11 protein-coding genes are annotated in these 14,471 nt (G+C 71.6%); 8 read left to right on the forward strand and 3 right to left on the reverse strand.

Translation table 11 applies throughout. The features are described 5' to 3' along the window. The first annotated feature begins 33 nt into the window (after positions 1 to 33). From mtrA to ACCP09_RS18150, 3 genes are all read left to right on the forward strand, one after another. Positions 34 to 711: an MtrAB system response regulator MtrA gene (mtrA, locus tag ACCP09_RS18140; protein ID WP_017984723.1), complete on the forward strand. Its 678-nt coding sequence runs from the start codon at positions 34 to 36 to the stop codon at positions 709 to 711. Between the two features lie 7 nt (positions 712 to 718). Then, a complete protein-coding gene (gene mtrB / locus ACCP09_RS18145; RefSeq protein ID WP_228685087.1) occupies positions 719 to 2,413 on the forward strand; it encodes an MtrAB system histidine kinase MtrB in 1,695 nt (564 codons plus the stop codon). A 616-nt stretch (positions 2,414 to 3,029) separates the two neighbouring features. Further along, entirely contained in the window at positions 3,030 to 4,775 is a 1,746-nt protein-coding gene (locus ACCP09_RS18150; RefSeq protein ID WP_433748106.1) for an LpqB family beta-propeller domain-containing protein, read from the forward strand. Between the two features lie 697 nt (positions 4,776 to 5,472). On the opposite strand, the gene ACCP09_RS18155 is transcribed toward ACCP09_RS18150, so the two are convergent. Continuing rightward, entirely contained in the window at positions 5,473 to 6,126 is a 654-nt protein-coding gene (locus ACCP09_RS18155) for a ComF family protein (RefSeq protein WP_400988549.1), read from the reverse strand. A 666-nt stretch (positions 6,127 to 6,792) separates the two neighbouring features. Here ACCP09_RS18155 and hpf point away from each other — a divergent pair. Together hpf and secA are read left to right on the forward strand one after the other, a co-directional pair. Further along, positions 6,793 to 7,479, forward strand: coding sequence for a ribosome hibernation-promoting factor, HPF/YfiA family (gene hpf, locus ACCP09_RS18160; protein ID WP_020423366.1), 687 nt, complete (start codon positions 6,793 to 6,795; stop codon positions 7,477 to 7,479). Between the two features lie 197 nt (positions 7,480 to 7,676). Continuing rightward, positions 7,677 to 10,490: a preprotein translocase subunit SecA gene (gene secA / locus ACCP09_RS18165; protein WP_123684941.1), complete on the forward strand. Its 2,814-nt coding sequence runs from the start codon at positions 7,677 to 7,679 to the stop codon at positions 10,488 to 10,490. A 346-nt stretch (positions 10,491 to 10,836) separates the two neighbouring features. Here the strand turns inward: secA and ACCP09_RS18170 are convergent, their stop codons facing one another. Further along, positions 10,837 to 11,271 (reverse strand): Rv3235 family protein, encoded by a 435-nt coding sequence (locus ACCP09_RS18170; protein WP_027934159.1) that lies wholly within the window; start codon positions 11,269 to 11,271, stop codon positions 10,837 to 10,839. A 102-nt stretch (positions 11,272 to 11,373) separates the two neighbouring features. Here ACCP09_RS18170 and ACCP09_RS18175 point away from each other — a divergent pair, with 102 nt between their 5' ends. Continuing rightward, positions 11,374 to 11,781: an HAD-IA family hydrolase gene (locus ACCP09_RS18175; protein WP_433748112.1), complete on the forward strand. Its 408-nt coding sequence runs from the start codon at positions 11,374 to 11,376 to the stop codon at positions 11,779 to 11,781. Here the strand turns inward: ACCP09_RS18175 and ACCP09_RS18180 are convergent. Beyond that, positions 11,759 to 12,517, reverse strand: coding sequence for a TrmH family RNA methyltransferase (locus tag ACCP09_RS18180; protein WP_433748115.1), 759 nt, complete (start codon positions 12,515 to 12,517; stop codon positions 11,759 to 11,761). The two genes, ACCP09_RS18175 and ACCP09_RS18180, sit on opposite strands and share 23 nt — an antisense overlap. Positions 12,518 to 12,552: 35 nt before the next feature. Here ACCP09_RS18180 and ACCP09_RS18185 point away from each other — a divergent pair, with 35 nt between their 5' ends. Then, positions 12,553 to 13,959 carry a WS/DGAT/MGAT family O-acyltransferase gene (locus tag ACCP09_RS18185; RefSeq protein ID WP_027934162.1) on the forward strand — a complete coding sequence of 469 codons (1,407 nt, stop codon included), beginning with the start codon at positions 12,553 to 12,555 and terminating at the stop codon, positions 13,957 to 13,959. Next, positions 13,956 to 14,456 carry a DUF6912 family protein gene (locus tag ACCP09_RS18190; RefSeq protein ID WP_027934163.1) on the forward strand — a complete coding sequence of 167 codons (501 nt, stop codon included), beginning with the start codon at positions 13,956 to 13,958 and terminating at the stop codon, positions 14,454 to 14,456. Before ACCP09_RS18185 ends, ACCP09_RS18190 begins: the two co-directional genes overlap by 4 nt. The last annotated feature ends 15 nt before the right edge of the window (positions 14,457 to 14,471 follow it).

The following is a 14,471-nucleotide window of genomic DNA, read 5'->3' on the forward strand; positions in this document are numbered from 1 at the left end:
CACGAACGGTCTCCGTAGTGCGAATATGTGGTCATGAAGGCACGTGTGTTGGTCGTCGACGACGACCCCGCTCTCGCGGAGATGCTCACCATCGTGCTGCGCGGCGAGGGGTTCGACACCGCGGTGGTGGCGGACGGCTCCCGGGCGCTGCCCGCCCTGCGGGAGCTGAAGCCCGATCTCGTGCTGCTCGACCTGATGCTCCCCGGCATGAACGGCATCGACGTCTGCAAGGCGATCCGGGCCGAGTCGGGCGTGCCGATCGTCATGCTCACCGCGAAGAGCGACACGGTCGACATCGTGCTGGGCCTGGAGTCCGGCGCCGACGACTACGTGGTCAAGCCGTTCAAGCCGAAGGAGCTGGTCGCCCGCGTGCGCGCCCGGCTGCGGCGCACGGAGGCCGAGCCCGCCGAGACGCTCACGATCGGTGACCTGACCATCGACGTGCCCGGTCACGAGGTGACCCGGGAGGGCAAGGCCATCCCGCTCACCCCGCTGGAGTTCGACCTGTTGGTCGCCCTGGCCCGCAAGCCCCGCCAGGTGTTCACCCGCGAGGTCCTGCTCGAGCAGGTCTGGGGCTACCGGCACGCGGCCGACACCCGCCTGGTCAACGTGCACGTGCAGCGGCTGCGCTCGAAGGTCGAGAAGGACCCCGAGCACCCCGAGGTCGTCCTGACCGTGCGCGGCGTCGGGTACAAGGCGGGCCCGCCGTAACAGACACATGAAGCGAAGAGTCCTGGCCTTCGTCCGCGCGGTGCTGCGACTGGCCCCCCGCGCGGGCGCCTACGCCCGTGGCCGCGCGGTCGCGTTCGGCGTGCTGTGGCGGCGGTCGCTGCAGTTCAAGGTGACCGTGTCGACGCTCGCCCTGTCGTCGGCGGTCGGTCTCGTGCTGGGCATGGTGCTGCAGAACCAGATCACCCAGCGCCTCACCGACACCAAGCGGCAGGCCGCCGTCGCGCAGACCCTGCAGGTCGTGCGCACGGCGGAGAACGAGCTGGTCGGCATCAGCGACCAGGACGCGCTGGCCGACCGGCTGCAGAACGCGCTGAAGAAGATCACCAGCAGCTCGTCGGAGGACCAGGGCACCGCGGCGTCGGCGGCGGGCGCGTTCGAGCCGGTGCTGACCGCGGGCGGGGAGGACTCGACCGACTCGGCCGGGCCGATCACCAAGGTGCCGGACGGCCTGCAGCGGTTCGTCGAGAACAACCAGGTCGCCTGGCAGATCAACACCGACACCGACGCGGACGGCACCCGCACGACGCACCTGATCGTCGGCGCGCCGGTCACCAGCACCGGCCGCCCGATCCAGCTGTACCTGCTGTTCCCGATGACCGCGGAGCAGAACACCGTCCAGACGGTGCAGAACACGCTGCTGGTCGGTGGTCTCGTGCTGCTGGTGCTGCTGGCCGGCATCGCGAACCTGGTCACCCGGCAGGTCGTGCGCCCGGTCCGGCAGGCCGCGGCGGCCGCCGCCCGGTTCGCGGGTGGCGAGCTGGACGAACGTCTGCCGGTGACGGGTGAGGACGACCTGTCGAAGCTCGCCGTGTCCTACAACGAGATGGCGGCGAGCATCCAGCACCAGATCCGGCAGCTGGAGGAGTTCGGCACGCTGCAGCGCCGGTTCACCTCGGACGTGTCGCACGAGCTGCGGACCCCGTTGACGACGGTGCGGATGGCGGCGGACGTGCTGCACGCGTCGCGTGAGCAGTTCCCCGCCGGGCTGGCTCGGTCCACCGAGTTGCTGGTCGACGAGCTGGACCGGTTTGAGGCGCTGCTCGGCGACCTGCTGGAGATCAGCAGGCTGGACGCCGGTGTCGAGGAGCTGGCCGCGGAGTTCATCGACGTGTCGTCGATCGCGCGGCGCGCGGTGGAGCAGGTGCGGGTGATCGCGGGCAACGCGGAAACCGAGATCGAGCTGGAGCTGCCCGAGGAGGAGACGCTCGCCGAGATCGACGCGCGCCGCGTCGAGCGGATCCTGCGCAACCTGCTGGCCAACGCGGTCGACCACAGCGAGGGCAACCCGGTGCGGCTCACGCTGGCGGCGAACGAGCACGCGGTCGCGATCACGGTCCGGGACCACGGTGTCGGCCTGCGGCCGGGGGAGGCCGACCTGGTGTTCAACCGGTTCTGGCGCGCGGACCCGTCGCGCAACCGCCGCACCGGCGGCACCGGACTGGGGCTGGCGATCAGCCACGAGGACGCCCGCCTGCACGGCGGCCAGCTGGAGGCGTGGGGCGCGCCAGGGCACGGCGCGTGCTTCCGGCTGACGCTGCCGCGCAAGCAGGACGAGCCCTTCGAGGAGAGCCCGCTGCCCCTGGTCCCGGACGACGCCCCGGCGACCAACGGGCACCTGCAGATCGGCCTGCCGACCGAGTACACGATCACGATCGGCGAGATGCGCAAGGAGGACGCATGAGTGAGCTGCCCGCGACGCCGCTCAAGCGCCCCAGCCCGCGGTTCCGTCTGGTGCGCGGCGCCGGCCCCGTGAGCGCTGCTGTTCCGCTGCGTTTCGACCGGGCACGCGGCGGCCATTCCTTGGGCGCGGCCCGTCCCGGGGTGGGGCGGTCATTCGGCGTGGCCCTGCCGGGGGTGGGGTGGTCTGTGGGCGTGGCTCTGCCCGGGGTGGGGCGGTCATTCGGCGCGGCCCGGCCTGGGGTGGGGCGGTCTGTGGGTGCGGCCCTGCCCGGGGCACTTCGCTCCGTAGGCGCAGTTCTTCCCGGGGCGGCGGCTTCCTCCTGGAGTGCAGCTGGTCTTGAGGCGGGTCGGTCTTTGGGCGCAGCTGTTCCCGGGCGGCGCCGCTTCTCGAGCTCGGCTGCTCCCGGTATGCGTCGCTCCTTGAGCGCAGTCCTTCCCGAGGTGGGCCGTCTCTCTGCTGTTGCCGGGGCGGGTCGCTCCTTGAGCGCAGCCGTTCCCGGGGTGTGCCCCTCCTTCGGCGGAGCTGTTCTCGGGGCCGCTCGCTCGTTGAGCGCGGCCCTGCCCGGAGCGCAGCTCCCGCTGGCCGGCCGGGCGCGGCTGTCCACCCGGGAGGGCGTGTGAGGGTCCTGCCGCGCCTGTTCGCCTTGTTCGCCTGCCTTGTGCTCGCCGCGGGGTGTGCGAACGTGCCCGAGGAATCGCAGCCTGTCGCCGTTCCGCAGCAGGAGCTGGGGCAGCCGGTCAACCCGGACGTGCCCCAGCCGGCGAAGGACCTGGACGCGCTGACCGTCGTCCGCGACTTCGTCCGCGCGAGCGCCCAGCCGATCAGCAACAACGCCGCCGCGCGCATGTACCTCGACGAGGGCGCGGGCAAGGCGTGGACGCCCGGCAAGGTCATCACGATCATCGACGACGTGTTCGCCACCGTCCCGGCCACCGGCGCGGACACGACGGCGAACCCGAACGAGGTCAACGTCGTGCTGCGCGGCACCGGCCTGGGCACGCTGCGTGAGGACGGCGCGTTCATCTCGCTGCGCACGCCGGTCGAGCTGAAGCTGCTGGTGCGGCGCCAGTCCGACGGGCAGTGGCGGATCACGAACCCGCCGCCGAACCTCGTGATGCCCTACAGCGACTTCACCGCGAACTACGTGCGGGTCCAGGCGTTCTTCTTCGCGCAGGACTCGAACACGGTGGTCCCCGACCTGCGGTACGTGGCGGGCAAACCGCAGACCGGCCTTGCCGGGCGCGTGGTCGGGCTGCTGCTGGCCGGGCCGTCGACGAGCCTGGTCGGCGCGGTGCGGAACCTCCTTCCCGAGGATGCGAACACCGAAGGCAACGTGACGACCGCGCCGGACGGCGCGCTCGTCGTCCCGCTGACCGGCGTGGCCGACCAGACCGCGGACGTGCGGCGGCTGATCGCCGCGCAGATCGTGCTGTCGCTGCAGTCGGTGACCACGAACCGGGTGCGGCTGTTGTCCGACGGCGCCCCGCTGGTGGACGGGCACGAGGACTGGGTGCCGAGTGACCTGCCGTCCTACACGGCGCTGGCCTCGCCGAGCGCGGACCAGCCCGGGCTGGTGACCGTGAATGGGCGGGTGCGCTCGCTCGGCGACGGTTCACTGATCTCCGGCCCGGCCGGCCAGGGCAGCGGCTACCAGGTGGCGAGCGCGGCCCAGTCGATCGACGGGCGTCAGCTGGCGATCGTCGAGTACGCCGACGGGCGGCAGCGGTTGCGGGTCGGCCAGTTCGGCAAGGAAGCGGCCGCTGTCGACCTCGCGGGCGCGACGATGACCCGGCCGACCTGGCGGCCCACGGCCACCGCGGACGGTTCCGGTGAGGTGTGGACCGTCGTGGACGGGCAGACGGTGGTCCGCGCGCTGCGGACGCCGGACGGCAGCTGGGTGCCGCAGGTGGTGAACGCCGATGAGATCCTCCAGGTCGGTCCGATCAGTGTGCTGCGGTTGTCCCGCGACGGCGCGCGGGCCGCGGTGGTCGCCGGCGGGCAGTTGCTCGTGGCGTCGGTGGTGCGCGCCCAGGACTCGGTGACGCTGCGGGCGCCGCGGATCCTGCAGGGCGGCACCCTAGGCGGGGTCGTGGACGTCGACTGGCTCAGCCAGGACGCCCTGGTCGCCGCCACGACCATGCCGTCGCAGCCGGTGGTCAAGATCCCGATCGACGGGCTCCGGCTCGACCCGTTCAACATCTCGAACCTGACGCTCCCGGTCCACGCCATCACCGCCGCGCCCGGCCGGTCGATCGTCGTCGCCGACGACGGTGGCCTGTGGACGGCCTCGGACGTCGGCGAAGTGTGGCGCCCGCACCCGCACAGCTTCGGCGGCAACGCCTCGCCCTTCTACCCGGGCTGATCTTCGGGCGCGAGGCAACGCCCCTCGCTGTGGAGACTTCAGGGTCACGGCGCGGCGGTCAGCGCCAGTGTCGTGCTCGTCTGCCAGTCGCCGGTGGCGGGTGTCCGGGTGCAGGTGGTGATTGTCGCGTCGGTGGTGGCGTCTTGCAGGACGTCCGGGCGGTGGTGCGTGGCCGTTCGACTTGGGTTGATCTTCGGGCGTGCGGCAGCGAGCGGCGGGGTGTTCAGGTCACGGCGCGGCGGTCGGCGCCAGTGTCGTGCTCGTCTGCCAGCCAGCGGTGGCGGGTGTCCGGGTGCAGGTGGTGATCACCGCGGGTGGTGGCGTCTAGCAGGGCGACCGGGGTTGATCTTCGGGCGTGCGGCAGCGAGCGGCCGGGTTTTCAGGTCACCGGGGGACGGTCGGCGCCAGTGTCGTGCTCGTCTGCCAGCCGCCGGTGGCGGGTGTCCGGGTGCAGGTGGTGATCACCGCGGGTGGTGGCGTCTAGCAGGGCGACCGGGGTTGATCTTCGGGCGTGCGGCAGCGAGCGGCCGGGTTTTCAGGTCACCGGGGGACGGTCGGCGCCAGTGCCGCGCTTGCCTGCCAGCCGCCGGTGGCGGGTGCCCGCGTGCAGGTGGTGATCACCGCGCGTGGTGGCGTCTAGCAGAGCGACCGGCGATGATCTTCGGGCGTGCGGCAGCGAGCGGCGGAGGCCTCCAGCTCACCGAGCGGCGGTCAGCACCAGTGCCGCGCTCACCTCCCATCCTCCGGCGGCGAGTGTCCGGGTGCACGCCGCGATCGTCGCGCCGGTGGTGGTCACGTCGTCCAGCAGGACGACCGGGGCGCCGGGCGGTGGGTGGCCCCGCGGGTCGAGCCGGAGCCGGCCGGCGAGGTTTTCCGCGCGCTGGTCGCGGTCGAGCCCTACCGCGTCGCGGGCCCGGGACGACAACCACAGCGCCGGCGCGACGGCGGCCGCGTGCCCGGCGCGCGCCAGGTGCGCCGCGCACCGCCGGGCCAGGCGGAGCAGGTGCGCGCCACCCCGCTGCCGGGACGCCGACCGGCGCGACGGGGCCGGGACCAGCCACCAGGTCCCGTCCGGGGCCGCCCTGGCCTCGGGGAGATGGGGCACCGCGGCCGCCATCGCCCGCCCCAGCGGATCGGCCAGGTCCCGGCGGCCGCGTTCCTTGTAGGCCAGCACCAGTCGGCGTGCGGTGCCCTCGTAGGCGGCCAACGCGTAGACCGGCACCCCGGCCGAACCGCGTGGAGCCGGGTGCGGGCGGGCGAGGTCGAGCAGGCAGGCCGCACAGCAGGCGGCGCCGGCCACCCCGCAGCCGGCGCACAGGGCGGGGAGGAGCAGATCCAATGCGAGCTTCATGCGGAGAGTGTGCGGATGGGCACCGACAGTTTCGGGCATCCCGGCCACCACGGGCCGGCGATTAGATCAAATGGACCAACGAGCCCGGCCGTCGAGGAGCGCGCAAACCCGGCGCTTCGTCCAACCGCAACTGATCGACGTTCAAGAATCTTCCTTGTGTGACAAGGAATCTCGCGTCTGTCACCCACCCGGGCGCAACTCGCCGGGAACGCGCGGCGGTCCCCGGCCGTTGTCGGGACATGAGGCCCTGGAACGCCGGAGCGGCTCGCCCGCAAGCGTCCAGGGGAGTGCTGCGGCCGGAGCGCGGTTCCGTCACCCACGGGGCTGGACGCCGGAAAACGGCTCAATGTCAAGGTGAAAACCGGTCTCGCGTCCTGCTCCGAACGGAGCAGCAGGTCAGCGTGCCCGGACGGGTTCGGACGCGCACCGTCACCGGTTCCCGATCCGTGACATCCCCCGGCTCGGGGGGTTTTGTGATCCGCGTTACCGCGCTAGCGTGCTGCGCTATAGCAAGTCCCGCCGGCAGGGAGGTGAACAGCCGATGACCCTGGCGCCGACGGAAGATTGACCCCCGGTTCTGCCATCAGACCGGTCGGGCGGGAGCGGCGTCGGCGCCGATCCATCAGGAGAGCTCTCGAACTCATTCCGCAATGAGGGAGGTCGTGTATGGAAATCGTCGTCAAAGGCCGTAACGTCGAGGTGCCGGATCACTACCGCACACACGTCGGTGACAAGCTCGAGCGCCTGGAGCGCTACGACAAGAAGGTCTTCCGCTACGAGGTCGAGCTCTTCCACGAGCCCAACCGCAGGCAGCTGAAGAACTGCCAGCGGGTGGAGATCACCGGCCGGGGCAAGGGCCCGGTCGTCCGGGCCGAGGCCACCGCGGGTGACTTCTACGCCGCCCTCGACACCGCTCTCAACAAGCTCGAGAACCGCCTTCGCAAGATGCACGACCGCCGGCGCGTCCACTACGGGCGCCGCTGTCCGGAATCCGTCGCCGAAGCGACGTCGAGCGCCGTCGCCGCGGGAGCGACGCCGGCCACCGGCCGCGCGTCGACCGCAGTGCTCGAGGCGCCGGCTCCCGTGGCCGAAGAGGTCGGGACCGCTCTCCCCGAGGACATCGAGCTGCCCACCCAGCAGCGCTGGGACGACGAGGCCGCCGAACACCTCCCCGGCCGGATCGTCCGGGAGAAGCACCACTCCGCCAAGCCCATGACCATCGACCAGGCCCTCTCCGAGATGGAGCTGGTCGGACACGACTTCTACCTCTTCAACGACGTCGAGGCCGGCGTCCCCAGCGTCGTCTACCGGCGCAAGGGCTTCGCCTACGGCGTGATCCGCCTCGACCACTAGCGGCGTCCGGAACGGCCCGCGCGCGACCAGCGCGCGGGCCGTTTCGCGCATGTTCGCACGTTGCGTGCGCCGACGCGCGCACCTTCCCTACGATGGAGGGTGCGCACGACCCGCACCACGGGTCGGAGAGGTGTCGGACACGGCGCGGTCCAGGGACTGAGCCTGGGTGCGTCCCAACAGCTAGTGAGGTCGACCGGATGGTTCTCAACCGCCTGCTGCGTGCGGGCGAGGGCAAGATGATCAAGCGGCTGCGCAACATCGCCGAACACATCAACACCCTCGAAGACGAGGTGAAGGACCTCACCGACGACGAGCTGCGTGCGAAGACCGCCGAGTTCCGCGAGCGGCACGACGGCGGGGACGGCGAGTCGCTGGACGACCTGCTGCCCGAGGCGTTCGCGGTGGCCCGCGAGGCCGCCCTGCGGGTGCTCGGCCAGCGCCCCTACGACGTCCAGCTGATGGGTGGCGCGGCGCTGCACCTCGGCCAGGTCGCCGAGATGAAGACCGGTGAGGGCAAGACCCTGACCTCGGTCCTGCCGGTGTACCTGAACGCGATCTCCGGCAAGGGCGTCCACGTCGTCACCACCAACGACTACCTCGCCAAGCGCGACTCGGAGTGGATGGGCCGCGTCCACCGCTTCCTCGGTCTCGAGGTCGGCGCGATCCTCTCCGAGATGACGCCCGCGGAGCGCCGCAAGGCCTACCACGCCGACATCACCTACGGCACGAACAACGAGTTCGGCTTCGACTACCTGCGCGACAACATGGCGTGGAGCCTGGACGACTGCGTCCAGCGCGGCCACAACTTCGCCATCGTCGACGAGGTCGACTCGATCCTGATCGACGAGGCCAGGACGCCGCTGATCATCTCCGGCCCGGCCGAGCAGTCGGCCCGCTGGTACGTCGAGTTCGCCCGGATGGCGCCGCTGATGAAGCGCGACACCCACTATGAGGTCGACGAGCGCAAGCGGACCGTCGGTGTCACCGAGAAGGGCGTGGCCTTCATCGAGGACCAGCTCGGCATCGACAACCTGTACGAGTCGGCGAACACGCCGCTGGTCGGCTACCTGAACAACGCGCTCAAGGCCAAGGAGCTGTACAAGCGCGACAAGGACTACATCGTCCGCAACGGCGAGGTCCTGATCGTCGACGAGTTCACCGGTCGCATCCTGGCCGGCCGCCGCTACAACGAGGGCATGCACCAGGCGATCGAGGCCAAGGAAGGCGTCGAGATCAAGGCGGAGAACCAGACGCTCGCCACGATCACGCTGCAGAACTACTTCCGCCTCTACGACCGCCTCGCCGGCATGACCGGTACCGCCGAGACCGAGGCCGCGGAGTTCCACCAGACCTACAAGCTGGGTGTGGTGCCGATCCCGACCAACCGGCCGATGGTCCGCAAGGACCAGCCGGACCTGATCTACAAGACCGAGGAGGCGAAGTTCGAGGCGGTCGCCGAGGACATCGCCGAGCGGCACGCCAAGGGCCAGCCGGTGCTGGTCGGCACCACCAGCGTCGAGAAGTCCGAGTACCTGTCGAAGCTGCTGGTCAAGCTGAACGTGCCGCACGAGGTGCTGAACGCGAAGTACCACGACCGGGAAGCGCTGATCATCGCGCGCGCCGGCCGCAAGGGCGCCGTCACGGTCGCGACCAACATGGCCGGCCGCGGTACCGACATCGTGCTGGGCGGCAACCCGGACATCATCGCCGACGAGCGGCTGCGCGAGCGCGGCCTGGACCCGGTCGAGAACTCGGCCGAGTACGAGGCCCTGTGGCCGAAGGTGCTCGAAGAGGTCAAGGCCGAGGTCAAGGCCGAGGCCGAGGAGGTCCGCGAGGCAGGCGGGCTGTACGTGCTGGGCACCGAGCGGCACGAGTCGCGGCGCATCGACAACCAGCTGCGCGGCCGCTCCGGCCGTCAGGGCGATCCCGGTGAGTCGCGGTTCTACCTGTCGCTCGGTGACGAGCTGATGCGCCGGTTCAACGCGGTGATGGTCGAGCGCGTCATGACGACCATGCGGCTGCCCGACGACATGCCGATCGAGCACAAGATGGTCTCGCGGGCCATCAAGAGCGCTCAGACGCAGGTCGAGCAGCAGAACATGGAGATCCGCAAGAACGTCCTCAAGTACGACGAGGTCATGAACCAGCAGCGCAAGGTGATCTACGCCGAGCGCCGCCGTGTCCTCGAGGGCGAGGACCTCTCCGAGCAGATGCAGCACATGCTGGTCGACGTGCTCACCGCGTACGTCGACGGCGCCACGGCCGAGGGCTACGCCGAGGACTGGGACCACGAGAAGCTGTGGACCGCGCTCAAGCAGCTCTACCCGGTGTCGCTGAACTGGGAAGACCTGATGGAGGAGCACGAGGACCTCAGTGCCGAGGTGCTCCGGGACGCGCTCGTCGAGGACGCGAAGGCGGCCTACGCGCGGCGCGAGGCCGACATCGACGCGCGGGTCGGCGAGGGCGCGATGCGGCAGCTGGAGCGGCAGGTGCTGCTCTCGGTGCTGGACCGGAAGTGGCGTGAGCACCTCTACGAGATGGACTACCTCAAGGAGGGCATCGGCCTGCGGGCCATGGCGCAGCGCGACCCGCTGATCGAGTACCAGCGCGAGGGCTTCGACATGTTCAACGCCATGCTGGACTCGCTGAAGGAGGAGGCCGTCGGCTTCCTGTTCAACCTGCAGGTCGAGGCGGCGCAGCCGCAGGAGGCGGCGGCTCCGGCCGCGGCCGCGCCTGTGGCGGCGGCGGGCAACGGGCGCCACGCGCAGCCCGTGCCGCAGCAGCAGCCCGAGCCGCCGCGCTCCCCGGTGCCGAGCGCGCTGCGCGGCAAGGGGCTCGGCAACGAGAACCCGCAGCAGGGCCTGACCTTCTCCGGGCCGGCCGAGCAGGGCGGCGTGCAGTCCCGCGGGACGGCCACGGCGTCCTCCGACGGCCAGGGCGCGGCGGGCACGCGGCGGGAGCGTCGCGCGGCTGCCCGCACTCAGGCGAAGAAGACCAAGAAGCGTCGCTGAGCTGGGCGTTTCCGCGGGGGCGGCACCGGTGGTGCCGCCCCCGCGTTTTTTCGGTGGGCGGCTCTCGGGGCGGGCGTGGGTCCGCTGGTGGGTTGGCCTGGGGGTGGGTGAGTGGTGCCGCAGCCGCGTGCTTGGCGGTCGTTGCGGCACGCCTGGTGCCCGCTGGGCGCCCATGCAGGTGGGCGAGTGCCGCTGCGCCCAGAGGGCACCGCGCCTTGGCGCGTGGTACCCCACGCCTGTTGGGCGTGCGCCCGCTGGGCCTGCAGATTGGCGCACAGCGCACGCGCGGCAGGTGGGTGCGCGGCTCCGGCTCCTGGCAGGTCCGCCAGGAGCCGGAGCCTGCAGGTCAGCGGTGTCTCTGCGGCTGCACCACGGTGAAGAAGCCGCACCGCCAGCCGGCTTCGGAGTGTTCGAACCTCGCCATCACCGCGGTCGCCCGGCGGTCGGCGTGCGCGGTTCCGCAGATTTCGATCGTGCCGGGCGCGCTGTGGCTCGCCCGCACCGACTTCACCGTGTAGCGCGGGCCGGGCGATGGCGGCGCGCCTCGCAGGTGCTGGTACATCCGCGGCGTGACCACCGCCCGCAACTGGCCCGGCGCGCGCCGTCCGGAGCGGACTTCCAGGATTGCCGTCAGGACGGTCCTCGCGTGGCGCAGTTCGAGTGGTTCGCCCGGACGGCCGCGCCGCCACGTGCGGGCGGCCCCCGCCTGTTCCGGAATCGAATCCGGCGGCGCCGCGCCACGGTTCGGTTCGTACGGGTACAGCTTGCACAGTCCGGTCATCGGTCCCCCTCGGTCGAGTCATGCCGCTCCCTAGAGCGGCACTCCCGGTAGAACCGGACAGCCTTGGCCCGATGGTGTGAACGGGGCCGGTAGGGTCCGCACGTGCTGCGAGGACTGGTGCTCGACTACGCCGGTGTCCTGACCGATCCGGACGCCGCCGAACTGCTGGCCGCCGTTGATGCCCTGCGCCAACGCGGAATCCGGACCGCAGTGCTGTCCAATGCGGACGGTGGCGCCGGCCGCGGAGGTCTCGACGGTGGCGCCGGCCGCGGAGGTCTCGCCCGCCACTTCGACGCGTTCGTCTTCTCCGGCGAGGTCGGCATCGCCAAACCGGATCCGCGGGTCTTCCGGCTCACCGCCGAACGCCTCGGCCTCCCCGTCACCGGGTGCGTCATGGTCGACGACTCGCGGGTCAACGTCGACGGCGCCACCGCCGCCGGCATGGTCGGCGTGCACCACACCTCGGTGGCGGACACGCTCGCCGAACTCAGCGCGTTATTCCCCGCCTGACCAGTTCGAAGCACAGCACCGCCGCGGCCGCGGACACGTTCAGCGATTCGACCTCGCCCGGCATCGGGATCGACAGCCACCCGGTCACCAGCGACGCGACCTCGTCGCTCACCCCCGCCGTCTCCCCGCCGAGCACGAACGCCGCCCGCTCCGGCAACGGCGCCTCGAACAGCGACGACCCGCCCTGTGCACCAAGTGCATACAATCCGTATCCAGCCTCGGTCAGCATGGACGCGGCTTCGGCCGCCGTGGCGCAGCGGAGGACCGGCGCGCGGAACGCGACCCCCGCCGAGGCCTTCACGACCAGCGGATCCAGGGCCGCCACACCCCGCCGCGGCACGACGATCCCGCCGAGGCCGGCCGCCGTCGCCGTGCGCAGGATCATCCCGACGTTCGCCGGCGTGGTGATGCCGTCCAGCAGCAGCACCCGCGCCGGCGCGTCGGCCAGCGCCGCGCTCAGCGGCCGCATGCGGGGCGCGACCACGTCCGCCAGCACGCCCTGGTCCTGCTTGCCGTTGCCGGCCAGCACCTTCACCCGGTGCGCGCTCGCCCGTTGCACCGGCACGCCCGCCGCCTTCGCGGCACGCTGGATCTCCGCCGCGGCCGGACCGCGGGCGGTGTCGGCAAGGATGACCTTGTCCACCCGCAGCTCCGGGTCGTCCAGGGCTTCCAGCACCGGTTTGCGCCCGTAGACGGTCAGGAATCGGTCTTTCGGGGAGACGGTCGTTTCAGCCACGCCCCCAGTGAACCAGGATGTGTCAGGATCGCCTCATGCCCGACCGCCTTTCCGCCCTCGACGCGTCGTTCCTCTACCTGGAGGACGCGACGACGCCGATGCACGTGGGCGGCGTCGCGGTCTTCGAGCGGCCGCGCGACGGGTTCGACTACGAGCAGCTCCTGTGCCTGGTCGGTCAGCGCCTCGCGTTCCTGCCGCGCTACCGGCAGCGCGTGCTGAACGTGCCCGGTCACCTCGCCCGCCCGGTGTGGGTGGACGACGTCGACTTCGACCTCAACTACCACGTCCGCCGCTCGGCGCTGCCCGGCCCGGGCACCGACGACCAGCTGTACGACCTGGTCGCCCGCCTGATGGCCCGGCCGATGGACCACGAGCGCCCGCTGTGGGAGGCCTACTTCATCGAGGGGCTCGCGGGCGACCGGGTCGCGCTGGTCACCAAGACCCACCAGTCCGTCGTGGACGGCGCCGGCACCGTCGAGCTGGGACAGCTGATCCTGGACACGATGCCGCAGGCCTGTGAGCCGTACGAGGACACCTGGACGCCCCGCCGCCTGCCCAGCCCCGCCCAGCTGGTGCTCGACGCGGTCAGCGAGGCGGTCCGCCGTCCGGGTGAACTCGTCGAGAACGTGCGTGACGTGGTGAGCGACCTGTCCGCCACGGCGGGCAAGGTCACCGACGCGGTCGGCGGGGTCGCCGCCGCGGTCCACCGCGTCCTGCAGCCGGCGCCGTCCGGGCCGCTCAATCGGCACGTCTCCGGCGGCCGCGTGTTCGACGTGGTGCGCACGCGGCTGGAGGACTACCGCAAGATCCGCGCCGAGCACGGCGTCACGGTCAACGACATCGTCCTCGCCGCCATCACCGGCGCGCTGCGCGAGTGGCTGCTCTCCCGCGGCGAGGGCGTCTCGGAGGCGACCACGGTCCGCGCGCTGGTCCCGCTGGCCGTGCTCGAACCGGACACCGTCGAGTTCTCCCCGGCCGGGCTGGTCAACAACGAGGTCGAGCCGTACCTGGTGGACCTGCCCGTTGGCGAGCCCAGCCCGGTCCTGCGGCTCCAGCACATCAGCCACACGCTGCGGGCGCACGCCGACTCGGGCCGTTCGGTGGCCGCCCGCGCGATGCTCAAGGTGGGCGGGTTCGCCCCGGCGACGATGCACGCGCTCGCCGCCCGCGCGGCGGGCTCGTTCTCCGGGCGCATCTTCAACCTGGTGGTCATCAACTCGCCGGGGCCGCAGGTGCCGCTGTACGCGGGGCAGGCGAGGATGACCGAGATGTTCCCGGTGATCCCGCTGGCGCGCAACCAGGCGCTGGCCATCGGGGTCACGTCCTACCACGGTGGCGTCTACTTCGGACTCAACGGCGACCGCAAGGCGCTGTCCGATGTGGACGTCCTCGCGGGGATGATCGAGGATTCGCTGGAAGAGCTGAAGGGTGCGAGCTGGTGAGGGTCTACCTTCCGGGCACGATCGGAATGCTGCGCAGGCTGGTGGCGGACGGCAGGCTGCAGCCGCCCGGCGGGACGGGCTTCGCCCTGACCCCGGCGCTGCGCGAGTCCTACCTCAGCGGGGACACCGAGGAGCTGGAGTACGTCGCGCTGCTGGACGCCGCTCGCGCGTCGCTGCGGCTGATCGGGGCAGCCGAGGAGGACGCCAAGGAGCTCCCGCGCCGGGTGGTGATCTCGGTCGACGTCGAGAACGCGACGCCGCGGCCGGACCTGGACGCGCCGGTGGTGAAGCTGTCCGGGCCGATCAGCTACGAGGACGTCGCGGCCGTGCACGTCGACGCGGAGGAGGCCGAGGAGGCCGTGCGCGCGGCCGCTCAGGTCGTCGACGCCGCGGACCTCGGCGACCCGGACGCGGAGTTCGTCCTCGGCGAGGCGGAGGACCACGAACTGGCCTGGTACGCGCCTCAGGAGCTGCCGTTCCTCCTCGACCTGCTCTAGCGTTTACAGCAGCCG

Source organism: Amycolatopsis sp. 3B14 (assembly GCF_050958625.1).
Taxonomy (GTDB): domain Bacteria; phylum Actinomycetota; class Actinomycetes; order Mycobacteriales; family Pseudonocardiaceae; genus Amycolatopsis_E; species Amycolatopsis_E thermoflava.